14 protein-coding genes are annotated in these 17,334 nt (G+C 69.9%); 4 read left to right on the top strand and 10 right to left on the bottom strand.

Annotated features, from left to right (window positions below; translation table 11 throughout):
• Positions 1–17: 17 nt before the first annotated feature.
• From ATL42_RS01720 to ATL42_RS01675, 10 genes are read right to left on the bottom strand one after another with little or no spacing between them, the layout of a single operon-like run.
• Positions 18–2,108, bottom strand: coding sequence for an acyltransferase family protein (locus ATL42_RS01720; RefSeq protein ID WP_098453870.1), 2,091 nt, complete (start codon positions 2,106–2,108; stop codon positions 18–20).
• Positions 2,057–3,361, bottom strand: a complete 1,305-nt coding sequence (locus ATL42_RS01715) for a nucleotide sugar dehydrogenase (RefSeq protein ID WP_098453869.1) — start codon at positions 3,359–3,361, stop codon at positions 2,057–2,059. The genes ATL42_RS01720 and ATL42_RS01715 overlap by 52 nt, the downstream gene beginning before the upstream one ends.
• Positions 3,362–3,420: 59 nt before the next feature.
• Positions 3,421–4,638 carry a glycosyltransferase gene (locus tag ATL42_RS01710; RefSeq protein ID WP_098453868.1) on the bottom strand — a complete coding sequence of 406 codons (1,218 nt, stop codon included), beginning with the start codon at positions 4,636–4,638 and terminating at the stop codon, positions 3,421–3,423.
• Positions 4,635–5,816 (bottom strand): glycosyltransferase family protein, encoded by a 1,182-nt coding sequence (locus tag ATL42_RS01705; protein WP_098453867.1) that lies wholly within the window; start codon positions 5,814–5,816, stop codon positions 4,635–4,637. The genes ATL42_RS01710 and ATL42_RS01705 overlap by 4 nt, the downstream gene beginning before the upstream one ends.
• Positions 5,816–7,369: a glycosyltransferase gene (locus ATL42_RS01700; RefSeq protein ID WP_098453866.1), complete on the bottom strand. Its 1,554-nt coding sequence runs from the start codon at positions 7,367–7,369 to the stop codon at positions 5,816–5,818. The genes ATL42_RS01705 and ATL42_RS01700 overlap by 1 nt, the downstream gene beginning before the upstream one ends.
• On the bottom strand, positions 7,366–9,192 hold the full coding sequence (locus ATL42_RS01695) for an ABC transporter ATP-binding protein (RefSeq protein WP_098453865.1): 1,827 nt from the start codon (positions 9,190–9,192) through the stop codon (positions 7,366–7,368). Before ATL42_RS01695 ends, ATL42_RS01700 begins: the two co-directional genes overlap by 4 nt.
• 9 nt (positions 9,193–9,201) lie before the next feature.
• Entirely contained in the window at positions 9,202–10,473 is a 1,272-nt protein-coding gene (locus tag ATL42_RS01690; protein ID WP_098453864.1) for a glycosyltransferase family 4 protein, read from the bottom strand.
• A 52-nt stretch (positions 10,474–10,525) separates the two neighbouring features.
• The gene (locus tag ATL42_RS01685) at positions 10,526–11,527 is read right to left on the bottom strand and encodes a Gfo/Idh/MocA family protein (protein ID WP_098453863.1); all 1,002 of its coding nucleotides are present in this window, start codon (positions 11,525–11,527) and stop codon (positions 10,526–10,528) included.
• A complete protein-coding gene (locus ATL42_RS01680; RefSeq protein WP_245861994.1) occupies positions 11,524–12,633 on the bottom strand; it encodes a DegT/DnrJ/EryC1/StrS family aminotransferase in 1,110 nt (369 codons plus the stop codon). Before ATL42_RS01680 ends, ATL42_RS01685 begins: the two co-directional genes overlap by 4 nt.
• Positions 12,634–12,635: 2 nt before the next feature.
• Positions 12,636–13,229: an acyltransferase gene (locus ATL42_RS01675; RefSeq protein WP_098453862.1), complete on the bottom strand. Its 594-nt coding sequence runs from the start codon at positions 13,227–13,229 to the stop codon at positions 12,636–12,638.
• A gap of 69 nt (positions 13,230–13,298) precedes the next feature.
• On the opposite strand from ATL42_RS01675, the gene ATL42_RS01670 reads away from it, so the two are divergent.
• The 4 genes from ATL42_RS01670 to ATL42_RS01655 all read left to right on the top strand — a co-directional run bounded on the left by ATL42_RS01670 (position 13,299) and on the right by ATL42_RS01655 (position 17,327).
• Positions 13,299–14,009 carry a glycosyltransferase family 2 protein gene (locus ATL42_RS01670; RefSeq protein WP_098453861.1) on the top strand — a complete coding sequence of 237 codons (711 nt, stop codon included), beginning with the start codon at positions 13,299–13,301 and terminating at the stop codon, positions 14,007–14,009.
• A gap of 28 nt (positions 14,010–14,037) precedes the next feature.
• Positions 14,038–14,475, top strand: a complete 438-nt coding sequence (locus ATL42_RS01665) for a DUF2304 domain-containing protein (RefSeq protein WP_245861991.1) — start codon at positions 14,038–14,040, stop codon at positions 14,473–14,475.
• A gap of 142 nt (positions 14,476–14,617) precedes the next feature.
• The gene (locus ATL42_RS01660) at positions 14,618–15,901 is read left to right on the top strand and encodes an LCP family protein (protein ID WP_245861988.1); all 1,284 of its coding nucleotides are present in this window, start codon (positions 14,618–14,620) and stop codon (positions 15,899–15,901) included.
• Between the two features lie 139 nt (positions 15,902–16,040).
• Positions 16,041–17,327 (top strand): LCP family protein, encoded by a 1,287-nt coding sequence (locus tag ATL42_RS01655; RefSeq protein ID WP_143556674.1) that lies wholly within the window; start codon positions 16,041–16,043, stop codon positions 17,325–17,327.
• Positions 17,328–17,334: the final 7 nt, after the last annotated feature.

The raw sequence follows: 17,334 nt of genomic DNA, 5'->3' as shown, positions 1-17,334 counted from the left end.
ACCCCGCTCCGAGCGCCTCAGCCGTCAGCGCCGACGGCCCCTGTCGCGGCGACCACCGGGACGAGCACGTCGCGCAGCGGAGGGACGAGGGTCTCGACGAACGTCTTGGTCAGGTGCGACCCCTGACGGTAGGTGAGGACGTCCCCCAGCACCGCAGGGCACCACCCCTCCGGGCAGATCCAGGGCGTCAGGTCAGCCACCTCAACCCCGGGAACCGCAGCTGCAGCAGCGCGCTGGAGCACCGACGCATTCTCGCGCTCTGGCAAGACAGGGTCGAACGAGCACCGAGAGAGCGCATCAGGGTGCTCAGCGACGCACTCGTACACCTCGAACGGCGGCGTCGGAGTGTCGAGGAGCGCGACCACCTGGATCCCCTGCGCGGTGAGCCCACCCCAGAGGCGCGTGAGGTCGTCCTGCATCTGGGCGCCCGTCGCCGAACCGAGCGGGCTGGTCTCCAGTGCATAGGCGGTGTTCGCGTACTGCGAGGTGATCACCACATCAGGTGAGAGCGCCGCCACCTGCTCGAGCGCAGCATCGTTCCACCGGACGCAGGCCAGGTACGGCTCCTCGTCGTTGAACGGCTGGATCCCGCCCGAGAGCGCACACCCGCTCTTCGTCATCGTGACGAGGTGCCACGACCATTCGACCGCGAGCTCGGCGAGCGCCGGCTGCCACTGGAGCGCCTTGGAGTCGCCAGCGAGCACCACGACCACGTCCGACGTCACATCGCCGTAGTCGCAGGTGACGACCTCAACGGAGGCGGCGTCCACCTGACAGCCCTGCGCATACGACTCGGGCACGTCTGCGGTCGCGTCGGCCGGCAGCGGGGTGATCCCGTCGAGCGCGTCGGTCGTGCGTGCCCACGGGCTCGACGCGGCCACGCCGGCTAGGACGCCGGCCGCGACGCACACGGCGACGACGCGACGAGCCGCCCGGTCACCCGAGAACCTGCTCGAAAAGCGGATCGGGTTCTCGACGAACCGGTGCGTCGCCCAGGCCGGGACGATCGAGACGAGGACAGCGACGATCCCCTCGACCGGGTGGAGAGTCCTGCCGAGCATCCCTTCAGCGGCGACGAGCACAGGCCAGTGCCAGAGGTAGATCGAGTACGAGAGGCCACCGAGCCACACGAGCACGCGTGCGGAAAGCAGCCGCGACACGCTGTGCTCACGTCCCCCGAGGCCTGAGACGACGACCGCCGCGGTCCCCAGCGTGGGCACGAGGGTCGCCGGACCAGGCCACGGTGTGCTCGTCGAGAAGAGCAGCGCGGCCGCGCAGATCGCGAGCAGGCCAGACCACCCGAGCACAGACGCGGCCCGGGCAGACAGAGCCGGGAGACGCGACGCGAGCACCGCGACCGTCGCGCCGACCGCCAGCTCCCAGAGCCGGGTCGTCGTCGTGAAGTAGGTCGACGGGTCCGTTTGCCCCGAGGTCGCCACGCACCAGACCAACGACGCTCCACCGACGCCGACCACCACCACGGCGAGCGTCGTGCGGACAGCCGTCGGAGACACCCTGGACCGCCCCAGCGCTCCTGCACCTCCGCGAGCCCGGAGCAGGACGAGAGAGAGGACGACGAGGAGAGGCCAGACGATGTAGAACTGCTCCTCGACCGCGAGCGACCAGAAGTGCTGGACCGGGCTCGCGCCGACGCCCTCAGCGAGGTAGTCGACAGACCGGTCGGCGAGCCGCCAGTTGATGACGTAGAAGGTCGCCGCAAGGATGTCGAGGCCGAAGACCCTCCCCTGCGTCGTCGGCGTCCAGAGCACGACGACGACCGCAGAGAAGACGAGGACGACCGCCGTCGCGGGAAGGAGCCGTCGCGCTCGCCTGAGGTAGAACCGGCGCAACGAGAGCCGTCCCGTGAGATCGATCTCGCGGAGCAGCAACGACGTGATGAGGTACCCCGACAGCACGAAGAAGACGTCGACTCCGACGAAACCACCGCTGGCGTACGTGAGCCCGGAGTGGAAGGCGAGCACGGTGACGATCGCGACCGCGCGCAGGCCCTCGATGTCGGCCCGGAAGGCGGTCGAACGGGGGCCGGGAACGGCCTTCAGCGTGCTGGGGTCCCGTCCCCGACGACCACGCGCGGGACCCCTGCCCACACAGCTGGGTCGGTGACCCGGCGTCCGTCGACGAGCAGGCGCAGCCCCGGCACCTCGGTCTGGGTGATCGTCCGGTACTCGCCGTGGTCGGCCTGGACGATGGCGACGTCGGCGCTCTCGCCATAGTGGTAGGCAGCGAACCCGAGACCCTCGAGCTCGGCGTCCGTGTACATGGGGTCGTGCACGACGACGCGCGCGCCGCGCGCACGCAACGCCTCGACCGTCGTGAAGACACCGGAGAACGCTGTCTCCTTCACTCCCCCACGGTAGGCAGCACCGAGCACGACGACGCGCAGCCCGTCGAGCGACCCGAGGAGCGACTCGGCCTGCGCCACGACGCGCTCAGGCACGGCCGCGTTGACGGCGCGGGCCTCCCGGACGATCGACGCGTCCGGGTCCACCGAGAGGTAGAGGCGCGGGTAGACAGGGATGCAGTGGCCGCCGACGGCGATCCCCGGCCGGTGGATGTGGCTGTACGGCTGAGAGTTGCAGGCGTCGATGACCGCGTAGACGTCGATGCCGACCTTCTCGGCGAACGCCCCGAACTGGTTGGCGAGGCCGATGTTCACGTCGCGGTACGTGGTCTCCGCGAGCTTCGCCATCTCGGCGGCCTCCGCGGAGCCGAGGTCCCAGACACCGTTCGGACGAGGCAGGTCGGGTCGCTCGTCGAACTCCAGGACGGCCTCGTAGAAGTCGCGAGCGCGGCGCGCGCCCGCGTCGCTGAGCGCACCGATGAGCTTCGGGTACTTGCGCAGGTCCGCGAAGACGCGACCGGTGAGGACCCGCTCGGGGGAGAAGACGAGGTGGAAGTCCGTGCCCTCGACGAGCCCTGACCCCTGCTCGAGCATCGGCTTCCACCGGCTTCGGGTGACCCCGACAGGAAGTGTCGTCTCGTAGGAGACGAGCGTCCCCGGGGTGAGGTGCGCAGCGAGCGAGGTCGTCGCGGCGTCCATCCACCCGAAGTCGGGTGCTGCCGTCTCCTCGTCGACGAACAGGGGCACGACGAGCACGACAGCGTCGGCGCCCGGGATCGCGTCCGCGTAGTCCGTGGTGGCACGCAGCCTCCCCGCAGGGACGAGCGCTGCGAGCTTCTCCGCGAGATGGGCCTCTCCGGGGAAGGGCTCCGTCCCGGCGTTGACGAGGTCGACGACCGATGCGTTGACGTCGACGCCGACCACGTCGTGGCCCTGGTCAGCGAACTGGACGGCGAGGGGGAGGCCGATCTTCCCGAGAGCGACTACGGCGATGCGCACGACAACCTCTGTTCATCAGGTCTGGGGGGATGCGAAGCTGCACCCACTCTAGGGCAGTGTCACCCGATGCCTGGAGCCGGCGACGAGGCAGCGAGCAGGCGCGCGACGATCCGGTCACCCACGAGCGCGTCCGTCTCGAAGGACAGCTCGCTGCTCGCGACGTCGGCGGCTGCCTTAGCGCCTCGGATCGCGGCCGCGTCGAGGGTGCTCAACGACGCGACGCACGCAGCGACGTCGAACCCGTCGCTCACCACGCCGAGCCGGTAGCGCTCGACGAGGCGGGCCATCTCGATGCTGGGCCCGACAGCGATCGCGAGACGCGCCTGGACGTAGTCGAAAAACTTGTTCGGCAGGGTGTACCGGGCGTTGGTGTGCGTCGGTGGGATCCAGAAGACACCCACGTCGTACGCGTTGAGCGTCGCAGGCAGGTCGCCCGGAGCGACGGGATCGCGGAAGCGCACGCGGCTGCAGTCCGCCGCCCGGTCCTTGAGCTCCCGGAGATACCTGCCGCCGTCGCCTCCGGGGAGGAGGTAGAGATCGAGGGTGTACCTCGAGCCGAGCTCGCGCGTCGCGTCGATCATCGTCTCGAGGCTGCGGCCATGGATCGCGGCACCGCTGTGCACGAGCCTCACGGCGTCTGCCGCGACAGGGCTCGGGCGCAGGTCGAGGTACGGAGACGAGTTCCGCATCACCTCGGCGGTGACGCCGAAGTGCTGACCGTAGAGCTCTGCGATCGAGTTGCACACCGTGGTCACGGCCGCGCTCCTCGGCAGGTACGTACGGCACAGGTGCGTCATGAACGGAGCCACGAGCAGCCGCCACGACCGCACGTGCGTGCGCTCCTCGGGTGCCCACTCGTGCATGTCCGCCCACACCGGCGCGTCCGAGCGTGCCGCGACCGCGTGCGCGAGCCCGAGGACACGGGCGTCGTTCGCGACGACCAGGTCGAAGCGCTGCCCGGCGAGGACCTCGAGGGCGTACCGGACCGCAGGAGCCGAGAGCTCCGCCGCCTCGTGACGGCGCAGCGCGAGGAGGGCCACACCCCGCGGGGTCTGCGGGAGCGTGGCCGCGCCGTCGGGGATGCGCAGGTGCTCGTCCGAGCCGTGAGGGGTCGGCCCGAAGCCGACGGTCGTCACGTGACCGCGACCAGCCAGGACGCTCACCTGTCGCAGCACCCGGGCGTCGGAATGGATCGGCGAGAGCGAGACGCACAGGATCCGAGGACGACGGACCGCTCCGGTCTCCCCTGGTGAGGTGGGCGTGCTCGTGGTGCTCATGCGTTCTCCCCCGATGGTCGTCCCACAAGATTCTCCACCGCATCGAGCCACGGCGCTGAGAGCCGCTCGGCGCTCAGCACCTCGGCTGCGACGTGGCTCGCGGCCTTGAACGCGGTGACCGTCTCGGGTCGGAGCGCAGCGAGCGCGCGTTCCGTGTCCTCGACGGTGAACCCGTCGGCCACGAGACCGAGCGCGTGCTCGGTGACGATACGGGCCATCTCCGGCGAGGGCCCTACGACGACCGCGAGCCGAGCCTGGACGAACTCGAAGAGCTTGTTCGGCAAGGCGTGCAGGAGGTTGAAGGTCGTCGGCGGGCACACGAAGACGCCGACGTCGTAGCGCGTGAGGACGGGGACGATCTCGTCGAACGGCACGGGCGGGAGCACACGGACCGAGCCGCCGACGGCCTGCGCGCGCTCAGCGAGCTCGGTGATGTAGGTGGGGTCGCCGGGCGCGAGCACGAGGTCGAGCGTCAGCGTCCCCGGGCTCCTCGACTCGACGAGGCCCGCTGCATCGATCATCGTCTCGAGGCGTCGGGCGCGCCCGGCGATGCCGATGTGGACGAGCCGGACGGGGCTGCCCACCGCTGTCGGGACGAGGTCGGGCCGGTATGCCGCGGCGTTGGGCACCACGCGGGGCGTGAAGCCGAGCTCGCGCTCGTACTCCTCGGCGATCCCCTGCGCCACGGTCGTCACCGAGGCGACGTGTCGTACCGACCGGCACGCCCACGTCATGAGCGGAGCGACGAGAAGCCTCCACAGGAGGCGGTCCTCGCCCTGGCGGGGAGCGTACTCGTGGAGGTCGCTGTGCACTCCCGCGCGAGGCTCGAGGGCGAGGGCGAGCGGCGCCGCGAGGGCGTCGTTCGCGACGACGACGTCCATCGACCCGGGCGGGAGCGCATCGAGGACGAAGGCGATCCGGGGAGAACCGAAGTAGAGCCGGCGGTGACGTCGCAGCGCCAAGAGCGCCGGGCCGAGGACCCGCCCGGCCCTGCCGGTGCGCCACGGTGCCAACGTGTCAGGGACCTGGACGTGACGGACCACGCCCTCCGGCGACGGCCCGTAGCCGCACGTGGTGACGTCAGCGACCGTCGAGAGCAGCTGGACCTGGCGCAGGACGCGCGGGTCACGCGCGATCGGCGAGAACGACAGGACGACGACGCTCGGGCGCTCTCCCATCAGCTGGCGATCTTGTCCGCGTGGCGGGTGGCCTGCGGTTCGTCGACCGGTTCGAGGTCGGCCAGCGCATCGTTCCACGGGTCGCCGAGCGCTCGACGGTAGACCTCGAGGAGGTGGACGCTCTCCCCCTCCCAGGTGAGCTGGGTCGCGGCGTGGCGCGACGCGGCCCGGTAGCGCTCCGGATCGTCGATGACGCGAAGGATCGTCTGGGCCATGACGAGAGGGTGCGACGACTCGAAGACCTCGCCGACACCGTGCTCCTCGACGATCTGACGGGTGTCCGGCAGGTCTGCTGCAACGATGGGCAGGCCGCCGTGGATGGACTCGAAGAGCTTGTTCGGGAGCGACCACCGGTAGCTCAGGCACGTCGGCCGGACGAAGACGATCGAGGCGTCGGCGTCCGCGAGAGCGAGCGACACCTCGTTCGAGGGAACCTTGCCGACGAAGTGCACCCGCTCCGCGACCCCGGCCTCCCGGGCACGCGTCCGCAGACCGTCGACGTACCCTGCCACGCCGTACCCGAGCACCACGAGGTGGACGTCGGCGGGGAGCTCTCCGAGAGCGTCGATCGTCTCTTCGAGGCCACGGTTCATGGTGATCCGGCCGCCGTAGGCGATGACACGTGCCTCGTCGGCGAGCCCTGCGAGACGTCGCAGGCGCCCCTCCGTACGGTCTGTCGTCCGCTGGGCCGCGGGCGGCACGTTGCGGACGAGGACGGGCGCCTGCTCGAGCCCGTACGTCGACTGCAGGTACGTGGCGATGCTCGGCGAGACCGTGATGACCGCTGCGGCACGGCGGACGCCCTGGCGCTCGATCCATCGCTCGACCTGCGTCGCGACCAGTCTCCGGCCTGCGACGTTGCGCTGCGTCCACAGCTCGTGGGAGTCGTAGACGAACGGCACCTGGACCCTGCTCGCCGCGACCATCGCCGGCTGGAGGGTGTTGGCGTCGTTCGCGTGGACGACGTCAGGGCGCCACTGCGTCACAGCATCGGCTGCACTGCGCCAGTAGGACCACAGGACGACGGCGCTCAGCGGCCGCAAGGCCAGCCGGCCGGCTCGGGATCGCAGGACGCGATCCGGCAGCGACCTTTTCGGGACGCTCGGGACCGCGGCCACGGTGAGCACCGCAGCACCGGTCCTCGCAGGCGTGCCACCGCCTGAGGCGCCGCGACCGCGCCCGACGTCCTCGGTCGCGCGCGGCACGACCGGAGCGGGTGCACCCGCGAGACGCCGGTAGACCCGTGCGAGCGGCTCGAGATGGGTGCCGAGGTGGAAGGTCGGCAGCCGTTCGAGCACGACGCCGCTCGCGAGCCGCCACACCCCCACGGGGTACCCGGCGCCGGGCCGCGCGATCGCGAAGATCCGGACGTCGGCACCCGCCTCGACGAGCGTAGCGGCGGTCTTCAGGACACGGGTGTCCGCGTGGCAGTCGTTGTACACGAGCACGGCGACCCGCGGCTTGCGTGCACGGAGCACCGGCTTCTGCCGCCGGTCGTGGCTGGGCCTGCCCCGCGCCCGATCGCGATCGTCGTAGCTGTCGAGCGTCGTCATGCGAGGTCCCCTGCGGTGGTGCGTGGTACGTCATGGGCGGTCAGGCCGGCGAGAGCGGCCTGGTGGGCGAAGTCGGGCACCGCGGCCACGACCTCGTCGAAGGTTCCGTGCGCGACGAGCTCGCCGTCGCGCATGAAGCACACGATGTCGCTGTGCCGGATGGTGGAGAGCCGGTGAGCGACGACGACGAGCGTCAGCTCGCCGCGCAGGTCGCTGATCGCGCTCGTCACGGCCGCCTCGGTGCTCGTGTCGAGCGCGCTCGTCGCCTCGTCCATGATGAGGACGAGCGGGTCAGAGTAGAGCGCGCGGGCGATGCCGAGCCGCTGTCGTTGGCCACCGGAGAGCCCGAGCCCGCGCTCGCCGACGGAGGAGTCGATGCCGTTGGCGCGAGCCTCGATGACGTCCAGCGCCTGGGCGCGGCGCAGCGCCTCGCGCACGCGGTCCTTGTCCACGAGGGTGTCGTCCCACTCGAGCGCGACGTTCTGGGCGACGGTCGCGTCGAACAACGAGACGTCTTGGGGCACATAACCCACGCGCGAGCGCCACGAGTCGAGAGCGAGCACGAGGGGCGTCCCGCCGACGCGCATCTCTCCGGAGGAGGGCTCGAGCAGCCCGAGGACGATGTCGACGAGCGTGGACTTGCCGGAGCCGGACGCCCCCACGAGGGCGACCGACTGGCCGAACGGGATCCGCAGGGTGACGTCCCGGACCGCCGGGGTGACGCCGGTCGGGTACGTGAAGGTGACCTTGTCGAGATCGAGGAACGTCGCATCGTCTGGGACGGGCAGCTGCACCGGACCGTCGACACGAGCCGCGAGGTAACCCTGTCCACGACGGATGTCCTCGATCGCGGTCTGGGCGAACGGCAGGGCCGCGGCAGTCTGGGACATGATGCCCTGGAAGCGCGTGAGCGACGGGATGATGCGGAAGCCAGCAACACCGAAGAGCGCCACAGCACTCAGCGCGCCGGTCGAACCACCAGTGAGGTAGCCGATGGCCGCAGCGATACCGAAGCCGCCGATGAGCGCCGCCTCCAGCACGTACCGGGGCACCACCGCGAGGAAGGACATGTTGGCCCGGGCCTGCGAGCTCTGCTGGCGCACACCGAGCACGAGCTCCGCGACGGAGTCGGCCTTGCCGCGCAGGGTGATCTCCTTGAGCGACTGCATCATCTCGCTGAGCAGGCGCGCCGAGCGCGTGGAGTGCGACCGGTTGACGCGTCCTGCCTGGACGGACTTGCGCAGCACCCACCGCAGCAGGACCGCACCGATGAGCCCGAAGTACAGGACCGTCGCGAGCGCCATCACGGGTGCGGCCACGACAAGGACGGTGAGGACGGCGATGAAGGTGCAGAGCTCGCCGGCGAGCATCGCGAACGGGATGAGCACCCCGGAGACGGTCGTCGCGACACCGACGTCGGTCGAGCGCACGAGCTCGGTGGAGTTGCGCTGGAGCCGGTCGGTCCACGGAGAGGCGAAGAACCCGCGGAGAAGCTCCCGGCTGATCGCGAGCTCGAACTTCGCGAAGCGTCGCGTCGCGAACCACTGGAGGCTGATCTGGAAGACAGACTTGGCGACGATGAGGACACCGACAGCGATGAGGATGTTGCGGAAGTCGGCGGGCTCGGAGAGCGTCCCGAGCACCGGGAGCGTCACCGAGGTCCCGGCGATCATCGGGGCGAGACAGAGCGCGAGCAGGCCGAGCGCCACCACGTCGAGGATGGAGGACGCACCCGAGAGCAGAGCGAACATCACGAGGAACCGGCTGCTGCCTTCGGGGAGGACGGGAAGGATCTCCCGCACGGTGCGCCACAGAGCAGACATGCCGCGAGCCTACCGGTCGGCTGCCTCGATCACGACGAGCGCGGCCGCGCGCGCGACCCCGGCGAGCGACGCGTTCTGGGCCGCCCAGGACGCCAGCCGCTCCTGACGACGCTCCCTTGGCTCACCGTCCGCGACCGCCCCGTCCGGTCCGGCCGCCCCATCCGGTCCGCGGTCATGGGCTTCGAGCGCGGCGAGCATCGCGTCGGCGACAGCACCGTCCTCGTAGTCGACGGCCCACCCGAGGTGCTCGTCGGACACGAGCGTCCGTGCCGGGCCGATCCCCGCGTAGACGGCCGGGGTGCCGCACGCGACCGAGGCGTAGACCTTGGTCGGGAACGAGAAGTCGTACCCGCCGCCCGGGCGCACGCTCGCGAGGCTCGCCACCGCACCGCGGAGCCATCGTGCTACCTCGTGCGGCGGCGCCTGAGGCAGGAACGTGACAGTGCCCGGCGGCAGGCTCGTGCACTCGTCGGCGATCGCGGCCTTCTCCGCCCCCTGACCGATGAACACGAGCCGGGCCCGAGGGTCCTGGGCGTGGACGAGCAGCATCGCGCGGGCGAAGATCCCGGCACCGTGCACCTCGGACGCCGTGCCGGCGTAGACGAAGAAGGGGGCTCCTGCTCCGTCGTCGGCGCCCGCTCCGTCGCCGGACGGCAGGACGACCGCGTCGCCCGACGCGCTGAACGCCTCCGTGTCGATGCCGTTGCCGACCTCGTGGACACTGCCCCGGACACCGAGCTCGGCCAGCCGGCGGGTGACCCCGCCGGACACCGACAGCAGTGCCCGGGCACCGCGCCACGCCCAGCCCTCGATCGCCCGCACCGCCCGCACGACGAGGCCCGGCGCGCTCGTCGCGCCCACCGCATCGCCGAGGATGTCGCACACGTAGTAGACGTACGGCGTCCGACGGAGCGCGCAGGCGAGCCGGACCATGAACCCGGTCGTCGGCGGCGGCTCGTTGACCACGACGTCGACCCCGCGAGCGAAGAGCACCCGGAAGAACACCGGGACGTCGAACGACATGTACTGCACGTACCCGCGCACGTAGCCCGCCGAGTCACGCAGCACCGGCCAGCGCCGGACCCGGACACCGTCCCGGGTGCCGTCCGGTGTCCCCGCCATCGCCCGCGACGTCGTCGTCGTCAGCACCGTCACCCGCGCACCGGCGTCGTCGAGCGCATCCGTCAGCGCACGGAGACGGAACGACGCCGCTGCGGGCTCGGGAGCAAAGATCCGGCTCACGAGGAGCACACGGACCGCAGGACGTTCGACCGGTGGCATGAGGCGAATGTACCTGCGACGACCGTCGGTGTGCTCGTCTGCGCGACCAGGATCAGGCGCTCAGGTCGATGAGCTTCCCCGTGCGCGCCGAATCCACCATCGCCTCGGCCACGCGCAGCGTCTGCAGCCCCTCCTCGAGCGTCACGACGTCGTGACGGATCCCCAGGACGGCGTCGCGGAACGCCTCGTGCTCGACCCGCAACGGTTCCCGCTTCGCGAACGCGTACCGGATGACGTCGCCTTCCGCGACGCCCCGGAACGCCGCGATCGAGTCCCACTCCGTCGCGATCGTCCCGTTCGCGTGGAACGTGAGATCGGCGCTCGCGGTGTCGACGACGTACGTGCCGCGCTCGCCGGTGACGACCGTGACCCGTTCCTTCATCGGCGAGAGCCAGTTGACGGTGTGGTTGACGATGACGCCGTTGGCGAGGCGTCCCGTCGCGAGCACCATGTCCTCGTGCTCCCGCCCGCTGCGGTACGCGATCTGCGCCGAGATCGCCGCGTACGGGCTCTGCGCGACCCACGCCGTGAGGTCGATGTCGTGCGTCGCGAGGTCCTTGCCGACACCCACGTCGGCGATGCGCGCAGGGAACGGGCCCTGGCGGCGCGTGACGATCTGGTAGATCGCGCCCAGCTCGCCGGCCGCGAGGCGCTTGCGGAGCTCCTGGAGGGCGGGGTTGAACCGTTCGATGTGCCCGACAGCACCGACGAGCCCCTGAGCGGCGAACGCCGCGACGATCCGCTCGCCCGCCTCGGCGGTGTCAGCGATCGGCTTCTCGATGAGCGTGTGCACGCCGGCCTCCGCGAGAGCCAGCGCGATGGCCTCATGGTAGACGGTCGGGACCGCGACGACCGCCGTGTCGATCCCTGCCGCGATGAGCGCCTGGACGTCCTGGAGAACGGGCAGCGACCCCGCGGCACCGTGCGGGTCGCCCGCCGGGTCGGCGACAGCGACGAGATCGACGCCGTCGATCTCCCGCAGGACACGTGCGTGGTGGCGGCCCATCGCGCCGAGGCCGATGAGTCCTGCTCGGAGGGTACGGTTCGTCGTCATGCGCCTGCCTTCATGGTGGACTCGACGGCGTGCACGATCCGTTCGAGGTCGCCCTGTGCGAGCGAGGGGTGGACGGGCAGCGAGATGACCTGCTGCGCCGCTTCTTCGGTACGCGGCAGCTCGAGGCCGGGCGCGTACGGTGCGAGGGACGGCAGCCGGTGGTTGGGGATCGGGTAGTAGACCCCGCTCCCGACGCCGTGCTCGTCGCGGAGTGCTCGGACGATCGCGTCGCGGTCCCCGGCGACCCGGACCGTGTACTGGTGGTAGACGTGCGTCGCGCCGTCGAGGACCGGTGGGGTCGTCACACCGGGGATCTCGGCAAGGGCTGCATCGAGGAACGCAGCGTTCTCGCGGCGCTGCTGCGTCCAGCCGCCGACCTTGGTCAGCTGGACGCGTCCGATCGCGGCGTGGACGTCCGTCATACGGGCGTTGAAGCCGATGAGCTCGTTGGAGTACTGGACCTCCATGCCCTGGTTGCGCAGGAGCCGGACGTTGCGCGCGATCTCGTCGCTCCCGCACGCGACCATCCCGCCCTCACCCGACGTCATGTTCTTCGTCGGGTACAGGCTGAACATCGCGAAGTCGCCGAACGACCCGACCGGCGCGCCGTCGAGCTGCGCGCCGTGCGCCTGCGCGGCGTCCTCGAAGAGGAGGAGGCCGTGCTCGTCGGCGATCGCCCGCAGCGCGTGCATCGCCGCCGGGTGGCCGTACAGGTGGACGGGCATGATGGCGCGAGTCCGGGGCGTGATCGTTGCCCGGACCGACTCGGGGTCGAGACAGAAGGAGTCAGGCTCGATGTCGGCGAAGACTGGCGTGGCGCCCGCGAGCACCACCGAGTTCCCGGTCGCAGCGAAGGTGAACGACGGGACGACGACCTCGTCGCCCGGGCCGATCCCGGCGGCGAGGAGGCCGAGGTGCAGTCCCGAGGTCCCAGAGTTCACGGCGACGCACTGGCGCCCACCGACGAGCTGGTCGGCGAACTCGACCTCGAACGCCTTGACCTCGGGCCCTTGGGCGATCATTCCGCTGCGCAGCACCCGGTCGACGGCTGCACGCTCGTCGTCACCGATGATGGGCTTGGCGGCGGGGATGAGTGGGAGACTCACGTTCACACGACCTCTCTCAGCTGGGAGTCCACAGTCTCGTACACCGCGCCGGTCGTCGGGCAGGACCATCGCCCGTCCTCGCCCTCGACGAGGGGGCGTCCGGCGTGACCGACCCATCCGACCTGGCGCGCAGGAACTCCCGCGACGATCGCGAAGTCGGGCACGTCCCGGGTGACCACGGCACCTGCCGCGACCGTCGCCCAGGCTCCGACACGGACGGGAGCGACGCACACCGCACGCGCGCCGATCGAGGCACCGCGACCGACGTCGACGCCGACGGCGTGCCAGTCCGACGCGCTCTTGATCGAGCCGTCCGGGTTGATCGCACGCGGGTACTGGTCGTTCGTCAGGACTGCTGCAGGCCCGACGAAGACGCCGTCTGCGAGCGACGCAGGCTCATAGACGAGCGCGTAGTTCTGGATCTTGCAGTCTGCTCCGACCTGCACCCCGGACCCGATGTAGGCGCCACGTCCGACGACGCACCGCTCGCCGAGCACGGCCCCCTCGCGGACCTGCGCGAGGTGCCACACCTGGGTACCGTCGCCCAGCTCGACATCGGTGTCGACATCAGCCGACGCCGCGACCTTGACCGTCATGAGGTTCCCCAGCCTGTTCGTCCGATGCGCACAGCGAGCCTAACGGAACCCGGGTGCAAGAATGTCGCCATGCCACTCCCCTTGCCGTCGGCCGCTGCCGGCGTGGTGCCGACCCCGACCGAGGACTGGCTCGTGGTCCCGCTCTACAACGAGGCCACGGTCGTGGGCGGAGTGATCGCTGACGCGCTGCTGACCTTCCCGCACATCGTGTGCGTCGACGACGGGAGCACAGACGGCTCGGGCGACGTCGCCCGGGCTGCGGGCGCGGTCGTCCTCACCCACGCGGCCAACCTCGGCCAGGGTGCCGCCCTGCAGACCGGTATCGCGTTCGTCTGCGAGCAGCCCGGCGCCCGGTGCCTCGTGACGTTCGACGCCGACGGCCAGCACCAGGTGCACGACGCCCGCGACATGGCCGACATCATCGTGCGCGGCGAGGCCGCAGTGGTCTTCGGATCACGGTTCCTCGACGGACGCACGCGCCCGGGCCTCGTCAAGCGCGTCGTCCTGATGTTCGCCGTGTGGTTCACCAAGCAGAGCACCGGGATGCGCCTGACCGACGCCCACAACGGGCTACGAGCCATCCGTGTCGACGCCGCACGGCAGGTCGACCTCACGCAGGACCGGATGGCGCACGCGAGCGAGATCGTCCTCCAGCTCGGCCGCACCGGGCTGCCGTGGCGCGAGCACCCGGTGCACGTCCTGTACACCGACTACTCGCGCGGCAAGGGGCAGTCCGTGTGGAACTCCGTGAACATCCTCGTCGACCTGATGTTCAAGTGAGCAGCGCCATCGTGAAGGAGTCGTCGTCATGACCGGGAACACCCTGCTCATCCAGATCATCCTGCTCGTGGGGGTCGCCGTCGTCTCGGCGCTCCTCACCCGGTCCACCGCGGGCGCCCGGCACCAGGCCATCCGTCGGCTCTTCCTCGGCATGTTCATCCTCGCCGCGGTGACCTCCATCGTCTTTCCCCAGTGGTTGTCGCGGATCGCCAACGTCGTGGGCGTCGGGCGTGGTACGGACCTGCTGCTCTACGGGCTCGTCATCGCGTTCCTCAGCTATATCTCGACGAGCCACCGGCGGATGAACCGTATGGCGCGTCAGATCACGCGGCTCACGCGGGAGCTGACGCTCGCTCAGGCACGCGACACGCGCCTCGGCGTCGTCCCACAGACCCTCCCGGGACTAGCACATCCTGACGATCGTGCTGACCAGAGCGACGCGACCGAGGCCCCAAGACGGGACTAGCAGAACCTTCACCAGCTCCCGAGCGGGTGAAATATCGGGTGAAAACGCCGATAGAGGTGCGTTCTGATCTCCACATTCTCTCCACTATGGCGTCGTCGAGCGTCCTCCGCACCGTCCTGGTCCCGCCCTAGGATTGCCGACTGTGACCCCTTCCAACGCGCCCTCGAGAGCCGCGCTCCGCGAGCAGGATGCCGAGGCAGCACGGCGGCGGCCTGCCCACGCACGCTCTGAGCGCTCTCATCGCATCCTCCGTGCAACGAGCCTCGCTGTCGTCGGGGTGTTCGCGTTCGCAGCCTCAGCGGCCGGCGCGGTCTACTACACGCTCCAGAGCAACATCGAGTCGGTGGACGTCAGCGCCCTGCTCGGCAACGACCCCGCCGCGCCGGAAGTACCCACCGGGATCACCGACCCCAACGCGGGCCTGCCGATCACCCTCCTTCTCCTCGGCTCTGACGACCGCTCCGGCGTCAACGCCGAGATCGGTGGCGAAGTCGACGGGGCACGCTCGGACACGACGATCGTGCTGCACATCTCGGCGGACCGTTCGCGCATGGAGATGGTCTCGATCCCCCGCGACTCCCGCGTCGACATCCCGTCGTGCACCATGACCGACGGCACCACCACGAACGCGGCGCCTGACGGCCTGTTCAATGCGGCCTTCGCCTACGGGTTCGTCTACGGCGGGGACATCGACTCAGCCATCGGGTGCACGATGAAGACCGTTCAATCCCTCACCGGACTTACGCTCGACGGCTTCGCGCTCGTCGACTTCGCCGGGTTCCAGGGCATGATCGACGCGATCGGCGGGGTGTCGATCTGCATCCCCGAAGACATCGCGTCCCCCGACGCAGGCCTCTACCTCACTGCCGGGCAGCAGACTCTCGACGGCGTGCAGGCGCTCGGTCTGGCACGCGCCCGCAAGGGCACCGGTGCGAACATGGACGGCTCCGACCTCAACCGCATCGGACGCCAGCAAGAGCTCCTCGCCGCAACGATGCGCACGATCCTCGACAAGAACGTCCTCACGAATGCGCCCGACCTGCTCCAGTTCCTCAACGCAGCCACCTCTTCGCTCACCGCGAGCCCCGACCTCGCCTCGATCCCCAACATGAGCGGCCTCGCCTACTCCCTGCGGACCATCACGAGCGACAAGATCACCTTCATGACGATCCCCATCGCCGATGACCCCACGAACAAGAACCATGTCGTGTGGACCTCCGCCGCGGACACCGTCTGGGCCAACATGGTCGCCGACCAACCCATCGTCACGGTCGAAGAACCCGAGGCCGAGGTCACCGACCCCGCCACCACGGACACGGAGACTCCCGCCGAGCCCACCACGCCCACGGAGCCCACCACCGTCGAGACGAAGGACCCCGGCCAAGAAGCGTTCACCTCGGCAGACATCACCTCGGTGTGTGGCTGATCAGCGACCAGATGCCACCCACTCGCCCAGAGCCCATCGCAGTCGTCGAGAAGGCAGGCCGCGTCCTCCACAATCCCTCCACGACCCTGTCGCGGAGCGCCCGCTACGCCTTTGTGCATCAGGCCTAGAATCGCCGACTGTGACGACTCCCACTACGCCCTCGAGGGCCGCGCTCCGCGAGCAGAACGCCGAAGCCGAGCTCCGCGTACCGGCCCACGGGCGCACCGCACGTTCACACCGCATCATGCGGGTGACGAGCCTCGCTGTCGTCGGCGTCTTCGCGTTCGCGGCGACTGCGGCCGGGTCCGTCTACTACACGCTCCAGAACAACATCGAGTCGGTGGATGTCAGCGCACTGCTCGGCAACGACCCCGCCGCACCGGAAGAACCCACCGGGATCACCGACCCCAACGCGGGCCTGCCGATCAGCCTCGTTCTCCTCGGGTCCGACGACCGCTCGGGCGTCAACGCCGAGATCGGTGGCGAAGACGAAGGGATGCGCTCAGACACGACGATCGTGCTGCACATCTCAGCCGACCGTTCGCGCATGGAGATGGTCTCCATCCCCCGCGACTCCCTCGTCGAGGTGCCGTCGTGCACCATGACGGACGGCACGACCACGGACGCGACCTCCGAGACGATGTTCAACGAGGTGTTCTCCCGTGGGTGGAACTACGGCGGCGACATCGACTCAGCCGTCGGATGCACGGTGAAGACTCTTCAGTCTCTCACCGGGCTCACGATCGACGGCTTCGCGCTCGTCGACTTCGCTGGTTTCCAAGACATGATCGACGCCATCGGCGGAGTCTCGATCTGCATCCCCGAAGACATCGCGGCCCCCGACGCAGGCCTCTACCTCACTGCCGGGCAGCAGACTCTCGACGGCGTGCAGGCGCTCGGTCTGGCACGCGCCCGCAAGGGCACCGGTGCGAACATGGACGGCTCCGACCTCAACCGCATCGGACGCCAGCAAGAGCTCCTCGCCGCGACCCTGCGCACGGTCCTCGACAAGAACATCCTCACGAACACACCTGACCTGCTCAAGTTCCTCAACGCCGCGACATCCTCGCTCACCGCCAGCCCCGAGCTCGCCTCACTCCCCAACATGAGCGGCCTCGCCTACTCCCTGCGGACCATCACGAGCGACAAGATCACCTTCATGACCATCCCTATCACCACTGCCCCGTCCAACGAGTACCGCGTCGTGTGGACCTCGGAGGCAGACACCGTCTGGGCCAACATGGTCGCCGACCAGCCCATCGTCACCGTTGAAGAACCCGAGGTCGCTGACCCCGCAGCGACGGCCACAGAGACGCCTGACACCTCCGTCGACCCCGCTACGCCGGAAGAAACCACCCCCGTCGAGACGAAGGACCCGGGCCAAGAAGCCTTCACCTCGGCAGACACCACCGCCGTCTGCGGCTGAGCGACAG

Origin of the sequence: Sanguibacter antarcticus, assembly GCF_002564005.1 — a bacterium.
Lineage (GTDB): Bacteria > Actinomycetota > Actinomycetes > Actinomycetales > Cellulomonadaceae > Sanguibacter > Sanguibacter antarcticus.
This window is presented reverse-complemented; position numbering and strand designations above follow the sequence as displayed.

Excerpts from the sequence above, each read along its gene's own strand:
- ATL42_RS01710 (WP_098453868.1), bottom strand. The coding sequence starts at position 4,638 with ATGAGCACCACGAGCACGCCCACCTCACCAGGGGAGACCGGAGCGGTC.
- ATL42_RS01705 (WP_098453867.1), bottom strand. The coding sequence starts at position 5,816 with ATGGGAGAGCGCCCGAGCGTCGTCGTCCTGTCGTTCTCGCCGATCGCG.
- ATL42_RS01700 (WP_098453866.1), bottom strand. The coding sequence starts at position 7,369 with ATGACGACGCTCGACAGCTACGACGATCGCGATCGGGCGCGGGGCAGG.
- ATL42_RS01695 (WP_098453865.1), bottom strand. The coding sequence starts at position 9,192 with ATGTCTGCTCTGTGGCGCACCGTGCGGGAGATCCTTCCCGTCCTCCCC.
- ATL42_RS01690 (WP_098453864.1), bottom strand. The coding sequence starts at position 10,473 with ATGCCACCGGTCGAACGTCCTGCGGTCCGTGTGCTCCTCGTGAGCCGG.
- ATL42_RS01685 (WP_098453863.1), bottom strand. The coding sequence starts at position 11,527 with ATGACGACGAACCGTACCCTCCGAGCAGGACTCATCGGCCTCGGCGCG.
- ATL42_RS01675 (WP_098453862.1), bottom strand. The coding sequence starts at position 13,229 with ATGACGGTCAAGGTCGCGGCGTCGGCTGATGTCGACACCGATGTCGAG.
- ATL42_RS01670 (WP_098453861.1), top strand. The coding sequence starts at position 13,299 with ATGCCACTCCCCTTGCCGTCGGCCGCTGCCGGCGTGGTGCCGACCCCG.
- ATL42_RS01665 (WP_245861991.1), top strand. The coding sequence starts at position 14,038 with ATGACCGGGAACACCCTGCTCATCCAGATCATCCTGCTCGTGGGGGTC.